General features: G+C 49.7%; 11 protein-coding genes, 1 tRNA gene and 1 pseudogene. 12 read left to right on the forward strand and 1 reads right to left on the reverse strand.

Annotated elements, in window-relative coordinates:
• The first annotated feature begins 106 nt into the window (after window positions 1-106).
• The 9 genes from SU32_RS16570 (at window position 107) to rpoC (ending at window position 12,511) form a co-directional block, all read left to right on the forward strand.
• Window positions 107-182, forward strand: a tRNA-Trp gene (locus SU32_RS16570).
• A gap of 267 nt (window positions 183-449) precedes the next feature.
• Window positions 450-641, forward strand: coding sequence for a preprotein translocase subunit SecE (secE, locus tag SU32_RS16575; RefSeq protein ID WP_054000498.1), 192 nt, complete (start codon window positions 450-452; stop codon window positions 639-641).
• Window positions 642-670: 29 nt separating this feature from the next.
• Window positions 671-1,201: a transcription termination/antitermination protein NusG gene (gene nusG / locus SU32_RS16580; RefSeq protein WP_054000499.1), complete on the forward strand. Its 531-nt coding sequence runs from the start codon at window positions 671-673 to the stop codon at window positions 1,199-1,201.
• Between the two features lie 135 nt (window positions 1,202-1,336).
• On the forward strand, window positions 1,337-1,765 hold the full coding sequence (gene rplK / locus SU32_RS16585; protein ID WP_054000500.1) for a 50S ribosomal protein L11: 429 nt from the start codon (window positions 1,337-1,339) through the stop codon (window positions 1,763-1,765).
• Between the two features lie 4 nt (window positions 1,766-1,769).
• Window positions 1,770-2,471: a 50S ribosomal protein L1 gene (gene rplA, locus SU32_RS16590; RefSeq protein ID WP_054000501.1), complete on the forward strand. Its 702-nt coding sequence runs from the start codon at window positions 1,770-1,772 to the stop codon at window positions 2,469-2,471.
• A 336-nt stretch (window positions 2,472-2,807) separates the two neighbouring features.
• A complete protein-coding gene (rplJ, locus tag SU32_RS16595) occupies window positions 2,808-3,326 on the forward strand; it encodes a 50S ribosomal protein L10 (protein ID WP_054000507.1) in 519 nt (172 codons plus the stop codon).
• A 61-nt stretch (window positions 3,327-3,387) separates the two neighbouring features.
• A complete protein-coding gene (gene rplL / locus SU32_RS16600) occupies window positions 3,388-3,765 on the forward strand; it encodes a 50S ribosomal protein L7/L12 (protein WP_054000502.1) in 378 nt (125 codons plus the stop codon).
• A gap of 258 nt (window positions 3,766-4,023) precedes the next feature.
• Window positions 4,024-8,166, forward strand: a complete 4,143-nt coding sequence (gene rpoB / locus SU32_RS16605) for a DNA-directed RNA polymerase subunit beta (RefSeq protein WP_054000503.1) — start codon at window positions 4,024-4,026, stop codon at window positions 8,164-8,166.
• A 139-nt stretch (window positions 8,167-8,305) separates the two neighbouring features.
• Window positions 8,306-12,511 carry a DNA-directed RNA polymerase subunit beta' gene (rpoC, locus tag SU32_RS16610; protein WP_054000504.1) on the forward strand — a complete coding sequence of 1,402 codons (4,206 nt, stop codon included), beginning with the start codon at window positions 8,306-8,308 and terminating at the stop codon, window positions 12,509-12,511.
• A gap of 186 nt (window positions 12,512-12,697) precedes the next feature.
• Here rpoC and SU32_RS16615 read toward each other — a convergent pair.
• A pseudogene (locus SU32_RS16615) lies at window positions 12,698-12,970 on the reverse strand (transcriptional regulator); the annotation flags it as partial.
• A gap of 350 nt (window positions 12,971-13,320) precedes the next feature.
• On the opposite strand from SU32_RS16615, the gene rpsL reads away from it, so the two are divergent.
• Genes rpsL through fusA form a run of 3 tightly spaced genes read left to right on the forward strand, consistent with a single transcriptional unit; the run spans window position 13,321 to window position 16,330 of the window.
• Complete coding sequence (rpsL, locus tag SU32_RS16620) at window positions 13,321-13,692, forward strand: 30S ribosomal protein S12 (protein WP_026479049.1); 372 nt, start codon at window positions 13,321-13,323, stop codon at window positions 13,690-13,692.
• Between the two features lie 43 nt (window positions 13,693-13,735).
• On the forward strand, window positions 13,736-14,206 hold the full coding sequence (rpsG, locus tag SU32_RS16625) for a 30S ribosomal protein S7 (RefSeq protein ID WP_054000505.1): 471 nt from the start codon (window positions 13,736-13,738) through the stop codon (window positions 14,204-14,206).
• Window positions 14,207-14,239: 33 nt separating this feature from the next.
• The gene (fusA, locus tag SU32_RS16630) at window positions 14,240-16,330 is read left to right on the forward strand and encodes an elongation factor G (RefSeq protein WP_054000506.1); all 2,091 of its coding nucleotides are present in this window, start codon (window positions 14,240-14,242) and stop codon (window positions 16,328-16,330) included.
• Window positions 16,331-16,423 lie beyond the last annotated feature (93 nt).

The raw sequence follows: 16,423 nt of genomic DNA on the forward strand, positions 1-16,423 counted from the left end.
TTCAGTATAATTATTTGCGAAAAGGCGGGATTTTTCCCGCCTTTTTTGTTGCACTTTGCGGCAAGCCGCATTATCACGCGACACGAAGCACCTGTTGGTGGTTTTTAGGGGTGTAGCTCAGTTGGTAGAGCGTCGGTCTCCAAAACCGAAGGTCCACGGTTCGAGCCCGTGCGCCCCTGCCATTTTAGGCACCGGATTGATTTTGATCCCGAACTTGCAATTTAAATTGCAATAATCCCTTGATTTATCATGGAATCGTCGCTAGATCACGCGAGCGCTAGGATTGCATTTATGCGGGTGCGCGGCCACCAAACAGAGTTTTGGCTTAAGTAAAATAACTGAGATTTTTTCGAAAGAGCTTAGTTATCAGTTGCTTGGGCCGTTTTGTTGTAAATCGAGTTTAAGTCTGGCTTCAGATTGAGAGGCACCGTTTCGGCGGTATTTTACATATGGCAAGAACAAATCCGTTCACATTTATTCAGCAGGTTCGCCAAGAAACTGCAAAAGTGACTTGGCCTACACGTCGCGAAACAATGATTTCGACGATTATGGTCCTAATTATGGTATTTCTTGCATCTGTATTCTTTTTCGCCGCCGATCAGTTGTTCAGTTGGGTCTTTGACCTCGTGTTTGGCATTTAATTTTTACTAAAGTTTAGGCAACGCATCACATGACGGCCAGATGGTACATTGTTCACGCTTATTCGAACTTCGAAAAGAAGGTCGCTGAAGCGATTGAAGAGGGCGCTCGCATCAAGGGACTTTCGGATCACTTCGAACAGATTCTTGTTCCTGTTGAAAAGGTGCTGGAAGTTCGCCGTGGCCGCAAGGTCGATGCAGAGCGTAAATTCTTTCCCGGCTACGTCATGGTGCGCGCCAATCTGACGGACGAGGTCTACCACCTCATCAAGAATACGCCGCGTGTGACAGGCTTCTTGGGTTCGGATCAAAAGCCTTTGCCAATCCCTGACCGTGAAGCGGATGAAATTTTGAACCAAATCCAGGAAGGTGTCGACCGGCCTAAGCCGTCCATCTCCTTTGAGGTTGGTGAAACAGTGCGTGTTACCGAAGGTTCTTTTGCCTCCTTTAACGGTATCGTTCAGGAAGTCGATGAAGAACGTTCACGCCTGAAAGTAGAAGTTTCGATCTTCGGGCGTGCAACGCCTGTCGATCTTGAATTTAGCATGGTCGAGAAGGGCTAGGCTGAATAGGAAAGCGTCAAGGGTTTTGGCGTTTTTGAAAGGTGGGAGAGGCAGCATGTTAGCCGCATGTGAAATCGGACCACCGACCTTCTAAAACAAAGTGCGATGGTCGCACTTCATATAAGGAAGCTAGATATGGCTAAAAAAATTGCAGGTCAGCTAAAGCTGCAAGTGCCTGCGGGTTCTGCAAACCCGTCACCGCCAATCGGCCCGGCTTTGGGTCAGCGCGGTATTAATATCATGGAATTCTGTAAGGCATTCAATGCTGCTACAGGTGAAATTGAAAAAGGCGCTCCGGTTCCTACGCTGATCACATACTATCAGGACAAGTCTTTTACTTTTAAGACAAAGACACCTCCTGCCTCTTATCTTTTGAAAAAAGCAGCCGGTCTTAAGTCTGCGTCAAAAGAGCCAGGTAAATCGATCGCCGGTAAAGTATCACGCGCCAAGGTTCGTGAAATTGCTGAACTTAAAATGAAAGACCTGAATGCAGCCGACATCGACGCAGCTATGCTGATGATCGAAGGTTCTGCGCGTTCAATGGGTCTGGAAGTGGAAGGCTGATCTGATGGCGAAACTTGGAAAACGCACAAAGGCGCTTCGTGAAGGCGTTGATAACACAAAGCTTTACGCACTCAGCGATGCTGTTGCGATGGTAAAAGAGCGTGCGACTGCAAAATTCGATGAGACAATCGAAATTGCTGTAAACCTCGGTGTTGACCCGCGTCATGCTGACCAGATGGTTCGCGGCGTAGTCAGCCTGCCAAGCGGTACAGGCCGTGATGTTCGTGTTGCTGTTTTTGCACGCGGCGATAAAGCGGATGAAGCTAAAGCTGCCGGCGCTGATGTTGTTGGTGCTGAGGATCTCGTAGAAAAGGTTCAGGCCGGCGAAATCAATTTTGACCGCTGTATTGCAACACCTGACATGATGCCGCTTGTTGGCCGCCTTGGTAAGGTTCTTGGTCCGCGCAACATGATGCCAAACCCAAAGGTTGGCACTGTGACACCGGATGTTGCAACTGCTGTTAAAAACTCAAAAGGCGGCGCTGTTGAATTCCGTGTTGAAAAAGCCGGTATTCTTCACGCAGGCGTTGGCCGTGCATCATTCGCTGCCGATGCGATTGAAGCGAATATTCGCGCATTTCTGGATGCTGTGAATAAAGCTAAGCCATCAGGTGCGAAAGGCACTTATGTACAGCGCGTTTCATTGTCTTCGACAATGGGTGCTGGCGTTAAAGTTGATCTTGCTACGCTTTCATCAGCGGCATAATCGACTGTTTTAAGAATTTCGGACCGGGCAACCGGTTCGAATAAGTCAGGCGTAAGTCTGGCTTCCTGTCCGAGATTGTGGGTGACGGCTCCTAACCGGGACGTCTTAATTCAAATGGACCTACATGAGACGGGTGAGAACGAGATTATCCGATTTATCGGAAGTTGAGTTCGAACCGTACTGCCTTGTGTCATTTGTTTCGATTTTCGAAGCTTGGATGCGAGGGGGCAGGATCCTCGAGCGTCGCTTTGATCGTGAAGCTTATGCTGATCGTGACAGGTGACAAAGGCAAACTAACGGTTATCCATTTGGATGACCGTCAATCGGAGTGACAAAGTGGAAAGAGCGGAAAAACGCGAATTCGTCACAAAGCTGAACTCAGTCTTTAAGGACTCAGGTTCTGTTATTGTGGCCCACTATACAGGTCTGACCGTTGCAGAGATGAGCGATCTTCGCTCAAAAATGCGCAATGCGGGCGGTACTGTGAAAGTCGCGAAGAACCGTCTTGTTAAAATCGCTCTAGAAGGCACAGAAGCTGAAGGAATTGCTGATCTGTTCACTGGACAGACTTTGATTGCTTATGCCGAAGATCCGGTAACAGCTCCTAAAATTGCAAGCGAGTTCGCTAAGGGTAACGACAAGCTCGTTCTTCTTGGCGGCGCACTTGGCTCAACAGTTCTCGATAAAGGTGGCGTGAAGGCTCTTGCTGAACTTCCATCACTCGACGAGCTACGAGGCAAGCTGGTTGGAATGATCCAGACACCAGCAACGCGTATCGCTGCCGTTACCGCTGCACCGGCCGGTCAGGTCGCACGTGTCATCGGTGCATATGCCGCACAGGGCGAAGACGCATAGGCGTTCTTTGTAAATATTGAAACATCGACATTGGTTCGAACTTAAAAACTAGGAAACTAAAATGGCTGATCTAGCTAAAATCGTTGAAGACCTCTCAGCTCTTACTGTTATGGAAGCTGCTGAACTTTCTAAAATGCTTGAAGAGCACTGGGGCGTTTCTGCCGCTGCTCCTGTAGCTGTTGCTGCTGCTGGCGGCGCTGCTGGTGGCGAAGCTGCTGCTGAAGAAAAAGACGAATTCGACGTCATTCTTGAAGACGCAGGCGCACAGAAAATCAACGTGATTAAAGAAGTTCGCGGTATCACAGGTCTTGGCCTCAAAGAAGCTAAAGACATGGTAGAAGCGGCTCCTAAAGCTGTTAAAGAAGCAATCTCTAAAGGCGAAGCTGAAGAGATCGTGAAAAAACTTACAGAAGCTGGTGCGAAAGCATCAATGAAGTAAGCTTTTGCTTTATCGATGTCAGGCACAGTCATCTGATTGTGTCTGACACCGTAATCTGGCGTAACCCTTTTCCTGAAATCTCCGTTGTATTGGAGGTTTTCGGAAATGGGTTTTATCCGTTTCTGACGGGTAAATCTATTTTAAGGACGAGCAAGCCGGGCGCATGGGCTTGTCACCACAATCGATAGGGCTCTCATATGCAACATATGCGAGCGTAACCAAGATAACGCCTTAGTGGCGAGACGATGAGGAGCGGCAATGGCGCAGACCATTTCATTTAACGGTCGTAAGCGGGTTCGCAAGTTTTTTGGTGATATTCCTGATGTGACGGAAATGCCAAATTTGATTGAGGTGCAAAAAGCATCTTATGATCAATTTTTGATGGTTGATGTTCCGGAAGGTGGTCGACCGGACGAAGGATTGCAGGCAGCTTTCAAATCTGTATTTCCAATTCAGGATTTTGCCGGTACGGCAATGCTTGAATTCGTACGTTTTGAATACGAAAAGCCTAAATTTGATACAGAAGAATGTCGTCAGCGCGATTTGACATTTTCAGCCCCGCTGAAAGTGACATTGCGTTTGATCGTGTTTGATGTCGATGAAGAAACAGGTGCTAAATCTGTCAAGGACATCAAAGAGCAGGACGTTTACATGGGCGATATGCCGCTCATGACGCCAAACGGTACATTCATAGTGAATGGCACCGAGCGTGTTATCGTTTCCCAGATGCACCGCTCTCCTGGCGTGTTCTTTGATCACGACAAAGGTAAAACGCATTCATCGGGCAAGCTTCTGTTTGCATCGCGTGTTATTCCATACCGTGGCTCATGGCTTGATATCGAGTTTGATGCCAAAGATGTCGTACATGCACGTATCGACCGCCGCCGCAAACTGCCGGTAACAACGCTTTTGATGGCGCTTGGTCTTTCTCCAGAAGACATTTTGGCTGAATATTACAACTTTGTATCCTACCAGCGTGATGGCGAAGAGTGGCGTATTCCGCTTTCCGCCGAGAAGATGAAAGGCACAAAAGCGGCCAAAGATCTTGTCGATGCTGACAGCGGCGAAGTCATTGTTGAGTCCGGTAAGAAAATCACTGCCAAGACAATCAAAGAGATTCAGGCAAAAAACGTCAAAGCGATCAAGGCAACAGACGAAGACCTGTTCGGCAGCTATCTTGCAGAAGATATTGTCAACGAGCAAACCGGTGAGATTTATGCTGAAGCCGGCGACGAAATCGATGAAGAGTTGCTCGCAACTTTGATCGAGACCGGCAATATTAACTTCCAGGTTCTCGATATCGACTTTGTCAATGTTGGCCCATATATGCGCACAACACTGGCGGCTGATAAAAACAGCAACCGTCAGGAAGCTTTGTTTGATATATACCGCGTGATGCGTCCGGGTGAGCCGCCGACCATGGAAACAGCGGAAGCTATGTTCCAGTCGTTGTTCTTTGATACCGAACGCTATGATCTGTCAGCGGTTGGCCGTGTGAAGATGAACATGCGTCTTGACCTTCAGGCTGAAGATACAGTGCGTATTCTTCGCAAAGAGGACATCGTTGAAGTCGTTCGCACACTGTTGAACCTTCGTGACGGCAAGGGCGAAATTGACGATATCGACAACCTTGGTAACCGCCGTGTTCGCTCTGTTGGCGAGTTGATGGAAAACCAGTACCGTGTTGGTCTGCTTCGTATGGAGCGTGCCATCAAGGAACGCATGTCTTCTATCGATATCGACACGGTAATGCCGCAGGATTTGATCAATGCGAAGCCTGCTGCTGCTGCGGTTCGTGAATTCTTCGGTTCTTCCCAGCTTTCACAGTTTATGGACCAAACCAACCCGCTGTCCGAGATTACGCACAAGCGTCGTCTTTCTGCGCTTGGGCCTGGTGGTTTGACACGTGAACGTGCCGGCTTTGAGGTTCGCGACGTTCACCCAACGCACTATGGCCGTATCTGTCCGATTGAAACACCGGAAGGTCCGAACATCGGTCTGATCAACTCGCTTTCGACATTTGCGCGGGTAAATAAATACGGCTTTATCGAAAGCCCGTACCGCAAAATCGTCGACGGTAAGGTAACGCAGGACGTTGTCTATCTTTCAGCAATGGAAGAAGCCAAATATCACGTTGCGCAGGCGAATGCTGAAATTGACGAAAACGGCGCACTTGCCAATGAGTTCGTGATTGCACGTCACAATGGCGATGTGATGATGGCGCCGCGCGAAGTGGTTGACCTTATGGACGTTTCTCCGAAACAGCTCGTTTCGGTTGCGGCAGCGCTTATCCCGTTCCTTGAGAACGACGATGCGAACCGTGCGCTTATGGGTTCAAACATGCAGCGTCAGGCTGTGCCGCTTTTGCGTGCGGATGCACCATTTGTCGGCACCGGCATGGAAGCAATTGTAGCGCGTGACTCAGGCGCTGCGATCGGCGCACGCCGTGCGGGTATTGTTGATCAGGTTGACGCGACACGTATCGTTGTTCGCGCAACAGATGAACTTGATCCGGGCGAGGCGGGTGTTGATATTTACCGCCTGCAGAAGTTCCAGCGTTCAAACCAGTCAACCTGTATCAACCAGCGTCCGCTGGTGCGTGTGGGTGACGTTTTGAACAAAGGCGACATTATTGCCGACGGTCCTTCTACGGACCTTGGTGACTTGGCGCTTGGCCGTAACGTGCTTGTCGCGTTTATGCCTTGGAACGGTTACAACTACGAGGACTCAATCCTGCTTTCAGAGCGTGTTGTGCGCGATGACGTGTTCACCTCTATCCACTTGGAAGAATTCGAAGTGATGGCGCGTGATACAAAGCTTGGACCTGAGGAAATCACACGCGATATTCCGAACGTTTCGGAAGAAGCGCTGAAAAACCTCGATGAAGCCGGCATTACTTATATTGGTGCTGAAGTTGGTCCGGGCGACATTCTTGTCGGCAAGATCACACCGAAGGGCGAAAGCCCGATGACACCGGAAGAAAAACTTCTGCGTGCGATCTTCGGTGAAAAAGCGTCTGACGTTCGCGATACATCCATGCGCATGTCGCCTGGTGCATTCGGTACTGTTGTTGAAGTTCGTGTATTCAACCGCCACGGCGTTGAAAAAGACGAGCGCGCAATGGCTATCGAGCGCGAGGAAATCGAGCGTCTTGCCAAAGACCGTGACGACGAGCAAACAATTCTTGACCGCAACACATATGGCCGTCTGGCTGACATGTTGAAGGGTCAGGAAACAATTGCCGGTCCGAAAGGCTTCAAAAAAGGCACTGCGATCACTGATGAAGTGCTTGATGAATATCCGCGCTCACAATGGTGGCAGTTTGCTGTTGCCGATGAAAAGGCGCAGGACGGTCTGGAGCAGCTTCGCAACCAGTACGACGAATCCAAAGGTCTGCTTGAACAGCGCTTTATGGACAAGGTCGAGAAGGTCCAGCGCGGCGACGAGATGCCTCCTGGCGTGATGAAAATGGTGAAGGTTTTTGTTGCTATCAAGCGCAAAATCCAGCCGGGCGACAAGATGGCCGGCCGTCACGGTAACAAAGGTGTGGTTTCCCGCATCCTGCCTAACGAAGATATGCCTTTCCTTGAAAATGGCGAGCATGTTGACATCGTGCTGAACCCGCTTGGTGTTCCGTCACGTATGAACGTTGGACAGATCCTTGAAACTCATTTGGGTTGGGCTTGTGCCGGTATGGGCAAAAAGATCGGTGATATGATCGACGCCTATAAGGAAAGCGGTGATATTCAACCGCTGCGCCTGACAATGGAAGATATGATCCCTGCCAATGACCGCAATGAGCCGGTTCGCGACATGGATGATGAATCTCTCGTTGTTGTCGGTGAACAGTTCCGCCGCGGCGTTTCTATCGCGACACCGGTCTTTGATGGTGCTGTCGAGCAGGAAATCAACGAAATGCTGACCAAAGCAGGTCTTGATGACAGCGGTCAGTCCATTTTGTATGATGGGCGTACAGGTGAACAGTTCGACCGTCCTGTGACTGTCGGCTACATCTATATGCTTAAACTGCATCACCTCGTGGACGATAAAATCCACGCGCGTTCGATTGGTCCTTACTCGCTTGTTACCCAGCAGCCGCTTGGTGGTAAGGCGCAGTTCGGTGGTCAGCGCTTTGGTGAGATGGAAGTGTGGGCACTTGAGGCTTACGGCGCAGCATATACCTTGCAGGAAATGTTGACCGTGAAGTCGGATGATGTTGCCGGTCGTACAAAAGTGTATGAAGCAATTGTTCGTGGTGACGATACGTTTGAAGCCGGTATTCCGGAAAGCTTCAACGTTCTCGTTAAGGAAATGCGTTCTCTCGGTCTGAATGTAGAGCTGTCTTCGACACGTTCTGCTGAAGGTGAAGAGCAAGAAGCATTGCCCGACGCAGCTGAGTAAGCGTTTGAGTTAAGCAATTGGCGATTTTATCGCCAGTTGCCATTCATCGTGACGGTTTTAGCGAATGCTTACCGCCATCTAATTTAGGGGCAGTCATTGCTCCACTGTTTAAAACGGGCTCGGCCCAAAGGAGAACGGCATGAACCAAGAGGTTGCAAATCTATTCAACCCTCAGGCCACTTCACAGAATTTCGACTCTATTCGCATTTCGATTGCGTCTCCGGAGAAAATTCTTTCTTGGTCATTCGGCGAGATCAAAAAGCCGGAAACCATCAATTACCGTACGTTCAAGCCAGAGCGTGACGGTCTTTTCTGTGCGCGTATTTTCGGCCCGATCAAAGACTATGAATGTCTTTGCGGCAAATATAAGCGTATGAAATACAAAGGTATTATCTGCGAAAAATGTGGTGTTGAGGTTACTCTCTCACGCGTTCGCCGTGAACGTATGGGCCACATCGAACTGGCAGCGCCTGTTGCGCATATCTGGTTCCTGAAATCACTGCCAAGCCGTATTGCTACGCTTCTCGACATGACTTTGAAGGACATCGAGCGGGTTCTTTATTTCGAGAACTACATTGTTACCGAGCCTGGTCTGACTTCCTTGAAAGAGCATCAGCTTCTTTCTGAAGAAGAATTCATGACGGCTGGCGAAGAGTTCGGCGAAGACCAGTTCACTTGCATGATCGGTGCGGAAGCTATTCAGACGATTCTTGCTGGGCTTGACCTGCAAAAGATTGCTGTCGAGCTGCGCGACGAGCTTGATGCGACTTCTTCCGAGCTTAAAACCAAAAAGCTTCTCAAGCGCCTTAAAGTCGTTGAGAACTTCATGGATTCAGGCAACCGTCCTGAGTGGATGATCATGACAATTATTCCGGTTATTCCGCCGGATCTGCGTCCGCTGGTTCCACTTGATGGCGGCCGCTTTGCAACATCAGACTTGAACGATCTTTACCGCCGCGTGATCAACCGCAACAATCGCTTGAAGCGCTTGATGGAATTGCGTGCGCCGGGCATCATTATCCGTAACGAGAAGCGTATGCTTCAGGAATCGGTTGATGCACTGTTTGACAATGGCCGCCGTGGCCGTGTGATTACAGGTGCCAACAAGCGTCCGCTGAAATCACTGTCCGATATGCTGAAAGGCAAGCAGGGCCGTTTCCGCCAGAACTTGCTTGGTAAGCGCGTCGACTATTCCGGCCGTTCGGTTATCGTGACCGGTCCTGAGTTGAAGCTGCACCAATGCGGTCTGCCTAAGAAAATGGCTTTGGAATTGTTCAAACCGTTTATCTATGCGCGTCTTGATGCGAAGGGTTATTCTTCGACTGTTAAGCAGGCCAAGAAGCTGGTTGAGAAAGAAAAGCCGGAAGTCTGGGATATTCTGGACGAGGTTATTCGCGAACATCCGGTTCTTTTGAACCGTGCGCCAACTTTGCACCGTCTTGGTATTCAGGCATTTGAACCTGTGCTTATTGAAGGTAAAGCGATCCAGCTTCACCCGCTTGTTTGTACAGCGTTTAACGCTGACTTTGACGGTGACCAGATGGCTGTTCACGTTCCGCTTTCTCTTGAAGCACAGCTTGAAGCCCGTGTTTTGATGATGTCAACGAACAACATCCTGCACCCAGCCAATGGTCTTCCGATCATCGTGCCTTCACAGGATATGGTTCTTGGCCTTTACTATCTGTCTATCGTTGCGGAAAACGAGCCGGGCCAAGACATGATTTTCGCTGATATGGGCGAACTGCATCATGCGCTTGATAATGGCATTGTAACGCTGCACACCAAGATCAAAGGCCGCTTCAAAACGATTGATGAAGAGGGCAACCCGGTCAACGAACTGCATGAAACAACGCCGGGCCGTATGATCCTTGGTGAGTTGTTGCCAGTGAACGCGAAAATTCCGTTCTCAATCTGTAACCAAGAGATGACGAAGAAAAATATCTCTGCGATGATTGATACGGTTTACCGTCACTGCGGTCAGAAAGAGACTGTCATCTTTGCCGACCGTATTATGGCGCTTGGCTTCAGCCACGCATGTCGTGCGGGTATTTCGTTTGGTAAAGACGATATGGTTATTCCACCGTCAAAAGCGGCGATCGTGGAAGAAACAGACAAGATCGCAAAAGAATACGAGCAGCAGTATAATGACGGTCTGATTACCTTTGGTGAGAAGTACAACAAAGTCGTTGATGCCTGGGCGAAATGTGACGACAAGCTTACTGAAGAAACAATGGCCGGTATTCAGGCTATCAAGTTCGATGAAAACGGTCGCCAGAAGCAGATGAACTCTGTTTACATGATGGCCCGTTCCGGTGCGCGTGGTTCTACCCGTCAGATGAAGCAGCTTGCCGGTATGCGCGGACTTATGGCCAAACCGTCAGGTGAGATCATTGAAACACCGATCACATCGAACTTTAAAGAAGGTTTGACCGTTAACGAGTACTTCAACTCCACACACGGTGCCCGTAAGGGTCTTGCTGATACGGCGCTTAAAACGGCTAACTCCGGTTATCTGACACGCCGTCTTGTTGACGTGGCTCAGGACTGTATCATCACAGCGAAAGATTGTGGCACAGACAAAGGTCTGACTATGTCTCCGATCGTTGATGCGGGCCATGTGGTTGCATCTATCGGTCAGCGTGTGCTGGGTCGTACGATCCTTGCCGATGTTACCGATCCTAAGTCTGATGAGGTCATCGTTCCTGCCGGACGTATGGTTGACGAGGCTGATGTCGAGCGCATCGAAGCAGCCGGTGTTCAGTCGATCCTTATCCGTTCAGCATTGACCTGTGAAATGCAGTCAGGTGTCTGTGCCGTATGTTACGGCCGTGACCTTGCACGCGGTACACCGGTCAACCATGGTGAGGCTGTTGGCGTTATTGCGGCGCAGTCAATCGGTGAGCCGGGTACTCAGCTTACAATGCGTACGTTCCACATGGGCGGTACAGCGCAGGTTGTGGACTCTTCATTCCTTGAGGCATCCTATGACGGTGTCGTGGAAATCAAGAACCGCAACATTGTTCGCAACTCTGCCGGCAACAACATTGCCATGGGCCGTAACATGTCCATCATCATTAAAGATGAGAAGGGCGATGAGCGCGCAACCCATAAGGTTTCTTATGGTTCCCGCGTTATGGTCGATGACGGCGATGTTATTAAACGTGGTCAGCGTATGGTTGAATGGGATCCGTATACACGTCCGATCATGTCGGAAGAGGCGGGTATCGTTAAGCTGGAAGACGTTGTTGACGGTATCTCTGCCGAAGAGAGCACCGATGAAGCAACCGGTATTACGAAACGCGTTGTTATTGACTGGCGTTCAAATCCGCGCGGAGCAGATTTGAAACCGGCGATTTCGGTTACCGATGCGAAGGGTGATGTTCTCAAACTCGCACGTGGAACTGATGCACGCTTCCTGCTTTCTCCAGATGCTATTCTGGCGGTTGAGCCGGGCGCGAAAGTTAAACCGGGTGATGTTATTGCGCGTATTCCTATGGAATCTGCCAAAACAAAAGATATTACCGGTGGTCTGCCGCGTGTTGCCGAACTGTTTGAAGCACGTCGTCCGAAAGACCATGCTGTCATCGCTGAAATCGATGGTACGATCCGTTACGGTCGCGACTACAAGAATAAGCGCCGTATTATCATTGAGCCAATCGAAGAGGGTATGGAGCCTGCGGAATATCTTATTCCAAAAGGTCGTCCGTTCCACCTGCAGGATGGTGACCCGATCGAGAAGGGTGATTACATTCTTGATGGTAACCCGGCACCGCACGACATTCTTGCTGTGCGTGGTGTTGAAGCACTTGCTTCTTACCTCGTTGACGAAGTTCAGGAAGTTTACCGACTTCAGGGCGTTCTGATTAACGATAAGCACATCGAAGTGATTGTCCGCCAGATGCTTCAGAAGGTGGAAATCACTGAGCCGGGCGAATCGGGTTACATCGTTGGTGACAATGTTGACCGTATCGAGCTTGAAGATGTTAACGAGCGCTTGAAGGACGAAGGCAAGAAGCCGGCTGTCGGCGAGCCTGTTCTTCTCGGTATTACGAAAGCGTCATTGCAGACACCTTCGTTCATCTCCGCGGCTTCGTTCCAGGAGACAACGAAAGTTCTGACTGAGGCTTCTATCGCCGGTAAGATCGATACGCTTCAGGGTCTTAAAGAGAACGTGATCGTAGGACGCTTGATCCCTGCCGGTACAGGCGGCGCTATGAACCAGATCCGCCGTATTGCATCTTCACGCGATACGCTGATCATTGACGAACGCCAGAAGCATTCAAATGCTGAAGCAGCAGATGCGATGCTTGAAGACATGTCCAATGAAGGCACGCCAGCAGAATAAGGCGCTGCTTTGAAACAAAGAAAAAGCCGGGGCAGTGATGCTCCGGCTTTTTTGTATTTTTACCGTTTGGCTAACCTATTTTTCTTTTCCCCAGTCAGCCAGCACATCAAACGGGTTTATTTCCTCTTCGTCGTCAATTAACCGGTTCCGGCTAGGGGACGCGTCACTGCCTTCCGGCATTTCATCATATGCAACGATGGCAACCTCACCTTCCATCGCTCCCTGATAGGCAGAAGCGTGTGGTTCCTCATCCGGCTGATCGACAAGTGTTCCGATCTGGTCGAAAGACGCTTCGGCATATCCGTCTTCCGACAAGGCATTGAGCGCTTCGCGAATGGCCGAATCGTCATCTGCTGCCTTAAGTAAAATATGCACGGCAATCGGCGGTGTGTTTTCTTCTGTCCAAACTTTTCCTAAAAGAATGAAAACAGGCTGGTCTTGATCTTCTGGAGCTTCCATAGCGGGTCCGTATTTGTGTTTTGAAGTGGCCTTGTCCTCGCATAAGCTGCTATGCAGGTAAAGCATGGATGCGATGCGGGAAAAAATAGCATGTACCCGCTTGACGTTTTGGGGGCTTGGGACTACAAAGCGGCCAACGAGTCGATGTGAGGCATCGTCGTCGGTGAGTCTATTCGCCAGATTTAAGCCTCAAACAAGTCTCATATGCGATGTATATATTTGATATCATGAAGCTTTTGCTTCCTCTGAATTACGGGCAAATCGGAAAGCCGATCTTGTCCGCTTATGTTTACGTTGTTCAATAGTGACTGGCGCAAGTGCGCCCCGAATAGAACGAAGGACGGCTTTTAATGCCTACAGTCAACCAGTTGATCCGCAAACCGCGCGTTGCGCCGGTAAAGCGAAATAAAGTTCCTGCGCTGCAGGCGAACCCGCAAAAACGCGGCGTTTGTACGCGCGTTTATACGACGACACCGAAAAAGCCGAACTCTGCGCTGCGTAAAGTTGCTAAAGTTCGTCTAACAAACGGTTTTGAAGTTATTGGTTATATCCCGGGTGAGGGGCACAACCTGCAAGAGCACTCTGTTGTTATGATCCGCGGCGGTCGTGTAAAAGACTTGCCGGGTGTTCGTTATCACATTTTGCGTGGTGTTCTTGATACGCAAGGCGTCAAAAACCGTAAGCAGCGTCGTTCAAAATATGGCGCGAAGCGTCCTAAGTAAGTTTATTGGGCGCTTTTTGTGCGCCACAACGTGAGATTATAATATGTCCCGTCGCCACAGTGCAGAAAAACGTGAGATTAACCCGGATCCGAAATTCGGTGATAAGGTTGTCACAAAGTTCATGAACGCGATCATGCTTGACGGCAAAAAGTCTATTGCCGAGCGTATCGTTTATGGTGCCTTCGACATCGTTCAAGAGAAGTCGAAAGCTGAGCCGGTTGAAATGTTCCACCAGGCTTTGGAAAATGTAGCGCCGCATGTTGAGGTTCGTTCACGCCGTGTTGGTGGTGCAACGTACCAGGTGCCTGTTGATGTGCGCCCTGAGCGCCGTCAGGCTCTTGCGATCCGTTGGATGATTGCAGCTGCGCGCAAGCGTAACGAAACAACAATGGTTGATCGTCTTTCCGGTGAGCTGCTCGATGCAGCAAATAACCGCGGCGCTGCCGTTAAGAAACGCGAAGACACGCACAAAATGGCTGACGCCAACCGTGCATTCTCGCACTATCGTTGGTAATTCGGAACTTTTTGAGAAGATAAGGCACGTATAATGGCCCGCGAATACGAACTTAAAGATTATCGTAACTTCGGTATCATGGCACACATTGATGCCGGTAAGACAACGATGACTGAGCGTATCTTGTTTTACACCGGTAAAATCCACAAGATGGCCGAAGTGCACGAAGGTGCTGCGACCATGGACTGGATGGAGCAGGAGCAGGAGCGGGGCATCACGATCACGTCTGCTGCTACGACAACATTCTGGCAAGGCCGTGACGGCAAGAAGCGTCGCTACAATATCATTGACACACCTGGCCACGTTGACTTCACGATTGAAGTTGAGCGTTCTTTGCGCGTGCTAGACGGCGCTGTTGCCTTGCTTGATGCCAATGCCGGTGTTGAGCCGCAGACCGAGACTGTTTGGCGTCAGGCTAACAAGTACAACGTTCCTCGCATGATCTATGCCAATAAAATGGACAAGACAGGCGCTGACTTTTTCAATTGTATCAAAACAGTAAAAGAGCGCTTGGGCGCCAAGCCTGCTGTTTTGCAATTGCCAATCGGCTCTGAAAGCGATTTTGAGGGCGTCGTTGATCTGATCGAAATGAAAGAGCTTGTCTGGAAGGGCGAGGAGCTTGGTGCAAGCTGGGATATTCTGGAAATTCGTGACGAATTGAAAGCGCAAGCTGAAGAATATCGCGAGATGTTGATTGAGACAGCTGTTGAAGTCGATGAAGAGGCAATGGAAGCTTATCTGGAAGGTGAAATGCCTGACAACGACAAGCTCCGTGCGCTTATTCGCAAAGGCTGTATCAACGTTGAATTCTTCCCGATGATGTGTGGAACGGCTTTTAAAAACAAAGGCGTTCAGCCGCTTCTTGAAGCTGTAACGGACTTCCTTCCTTCACCGATCGATGTGCCTGCCATTAAAGGTATCGATGTTAAGACAGAAAAAGAGACAACACGTCCGTCATCTGATGATGAGCCTGTCTCTATGCTGGCGTTCAAAATCATGAACGACCCGTTTGTTGGTACGCTAACTTTCTGCCGTATTTATTCGGGCAAGCTGGAAACAGGCAGTTCGCTTACGAACACTGTGAAGGGTAAAAAAGAGCGTATCGGCCGTATGTTGCAGATGCACTCTAATGACCGTGTGGATATTAAAGAAGCTTTCGCTGGCGACATCGTTGCGATCGCTGGTTTGAAGGAAACGACTACAGGCGATACTCTTTGCGACAACCTTAATCAGGTTATTTTGGAGCGCATGGAATTCCCTGATCCGGTTATTTCAATCGCTATCGAGCCGAAAACCAAGGGTGACCAAGAGAAGATGGGCCTTGCCCTTAACCGCTTGGCTGCTGAAGATCCGTCATTCCGCGTTCGTTCTGATGAAGAATCCGGCCAGACGATCATTTCCGGCATGGGTGAACTTCACCTCGACATTCTCGTTGACCGTATGAAGCGCGAATTCAAGGTTGAAGCGAATGTTGGCGCGCCGCAGGTTGCTTACCGTGAAACAATTACGCGTGAAGCGGAAATTGATTACACACACAAGAAGCAGTCTGGTGGTTCTGGTCAGTTCGCGCGTGTTAAAATCGTATTCGAACCAAACCCAGAGGGCGAGGATTTCGCATTCGAATCCAAGATCGTTGGCGGTAACGTTCCTAAGGAATACATTCCGGGTGTTGAAAAAGGCATTCAGTCTGTTATGGACGCTGGTCCTGTTGCCGGCTTCCCGATGTTGGGTGTTAAAGCAACGCTTCTTGACGGTGCATACCACGACGTTGACTCATCTGTTCTTGCCTTTGAAATCGCTGCCCGTGCAGCGTTCCGTGAAGGCGCTCAGAAAGCCGGTGCCCAGTTGCTTGAGCCAATCATGAAGGTTGAGGTGGTAACACCTGAAGACTACATGGGTGATGTGATTGGTGACTTGAACTCACGTCGCGGTCAGATTGCCGGAACTGAGTCCCGCAATATCGACACAGTCATCAGCGCTATGGTGCCGCTGGCTAACATGTTCGGTTACGTGAACTCACTTCGCTCAATGAGCCAAGGTCGCGCACAGTACACAATGGTATTTGACCATTATGATCCGGTTCCGCAGGCAGTGTCTGACGAAATCAAGAAAAAATACGCTTAAGTTATCTTTCGCGAAACTTATTTGAACTAACTCGCCGCTTAGCGGCATGAATGGAGAAAAAAATGGCCAAGGAAAAGTTTGAGCGCAATAAGC

Source organism: Ahrensia marina (genome assembly GCF_001293565.1).
Taxonomy (GTDB): domain Bacteria; phylum Pseudomonadota; class Alphaproteobacteria; order Rhizobiales; family Rhizobiaceae; genus Ahrensia; species Ahrensia marina.

What these genes read in the sequence shown, in the direction of transcription:
- rplA (WP_054000501.1), top strand. Translation starts at nt 1,770, where the DNA reads ATGGCGAAACTTGGAAAACGCACAAAGGCGCTTCGTGAAGGCGTTGAT.
- rplK (WP_054000500.1), top strand. Translation starts at nt 1,337, where the DNA reads ATGGCTAAAAAAATTGCAGGTCAGCTAAAGCTGCAAGTGCCTGCGGGT.
- rpsL (WP_026479049.1), top strand. Translation starts at nt 13,321, where the DNA reads ATGCCTACAGTCAACCAGTTGATCCGCAAACCGCGCGTTGCGCCGGTA.
- fusA (WP_054000506.1), top strand. Translation starts at nt 14,240, where the DNA reads ATGGCCCGCGAATACGAACTTAAAGATTATCGTAACTTCGGTATCATG.
- rplL (WP_054000502.1), top strand. Translation starts at nt 3,388, where the DNA reads ATGGCTGATCTAGCTAAAATCGTTGAAGACCTCTCAGCTCTTACTGTT.
- nusG (WP_054000499.1), top strand. Translation starts at nt 671, where the DNA reads ATGACGGCCAGATGGTACATTGTTCACGCTTATTCGAACTTCGAAAAG.
- rpoC (WP_054000504.1), top strand. Translation starts at nt 8,306, where the DNA reads ATGAACCAAGAGGTTGCAAATCTATTCAACCCTCAGGCCACTTCACAG.
- rpoB (WP_054000503.1), top strand. Translation starts at nt 4,024, where the DNA reads ATGGCGCAGACCATTTCATTTAACGGTCGTAAGCGGGTTCGCAAGTTT.
- rpsG (WP_054000505.1), top strand. Translation starts at nt 13,736, where the DNA reads ATGTCCCGTCGCCACAGTGCAGAAAAACGTGAGATTAACCCGGATCCG.
- secE (WP_054000498.1), top strand. Translation starts at nt 450, where the DNA reads ATGGCAAGAACAAATCCGTTCACATTTATTCAGCAGGTTCGCCAAGAA.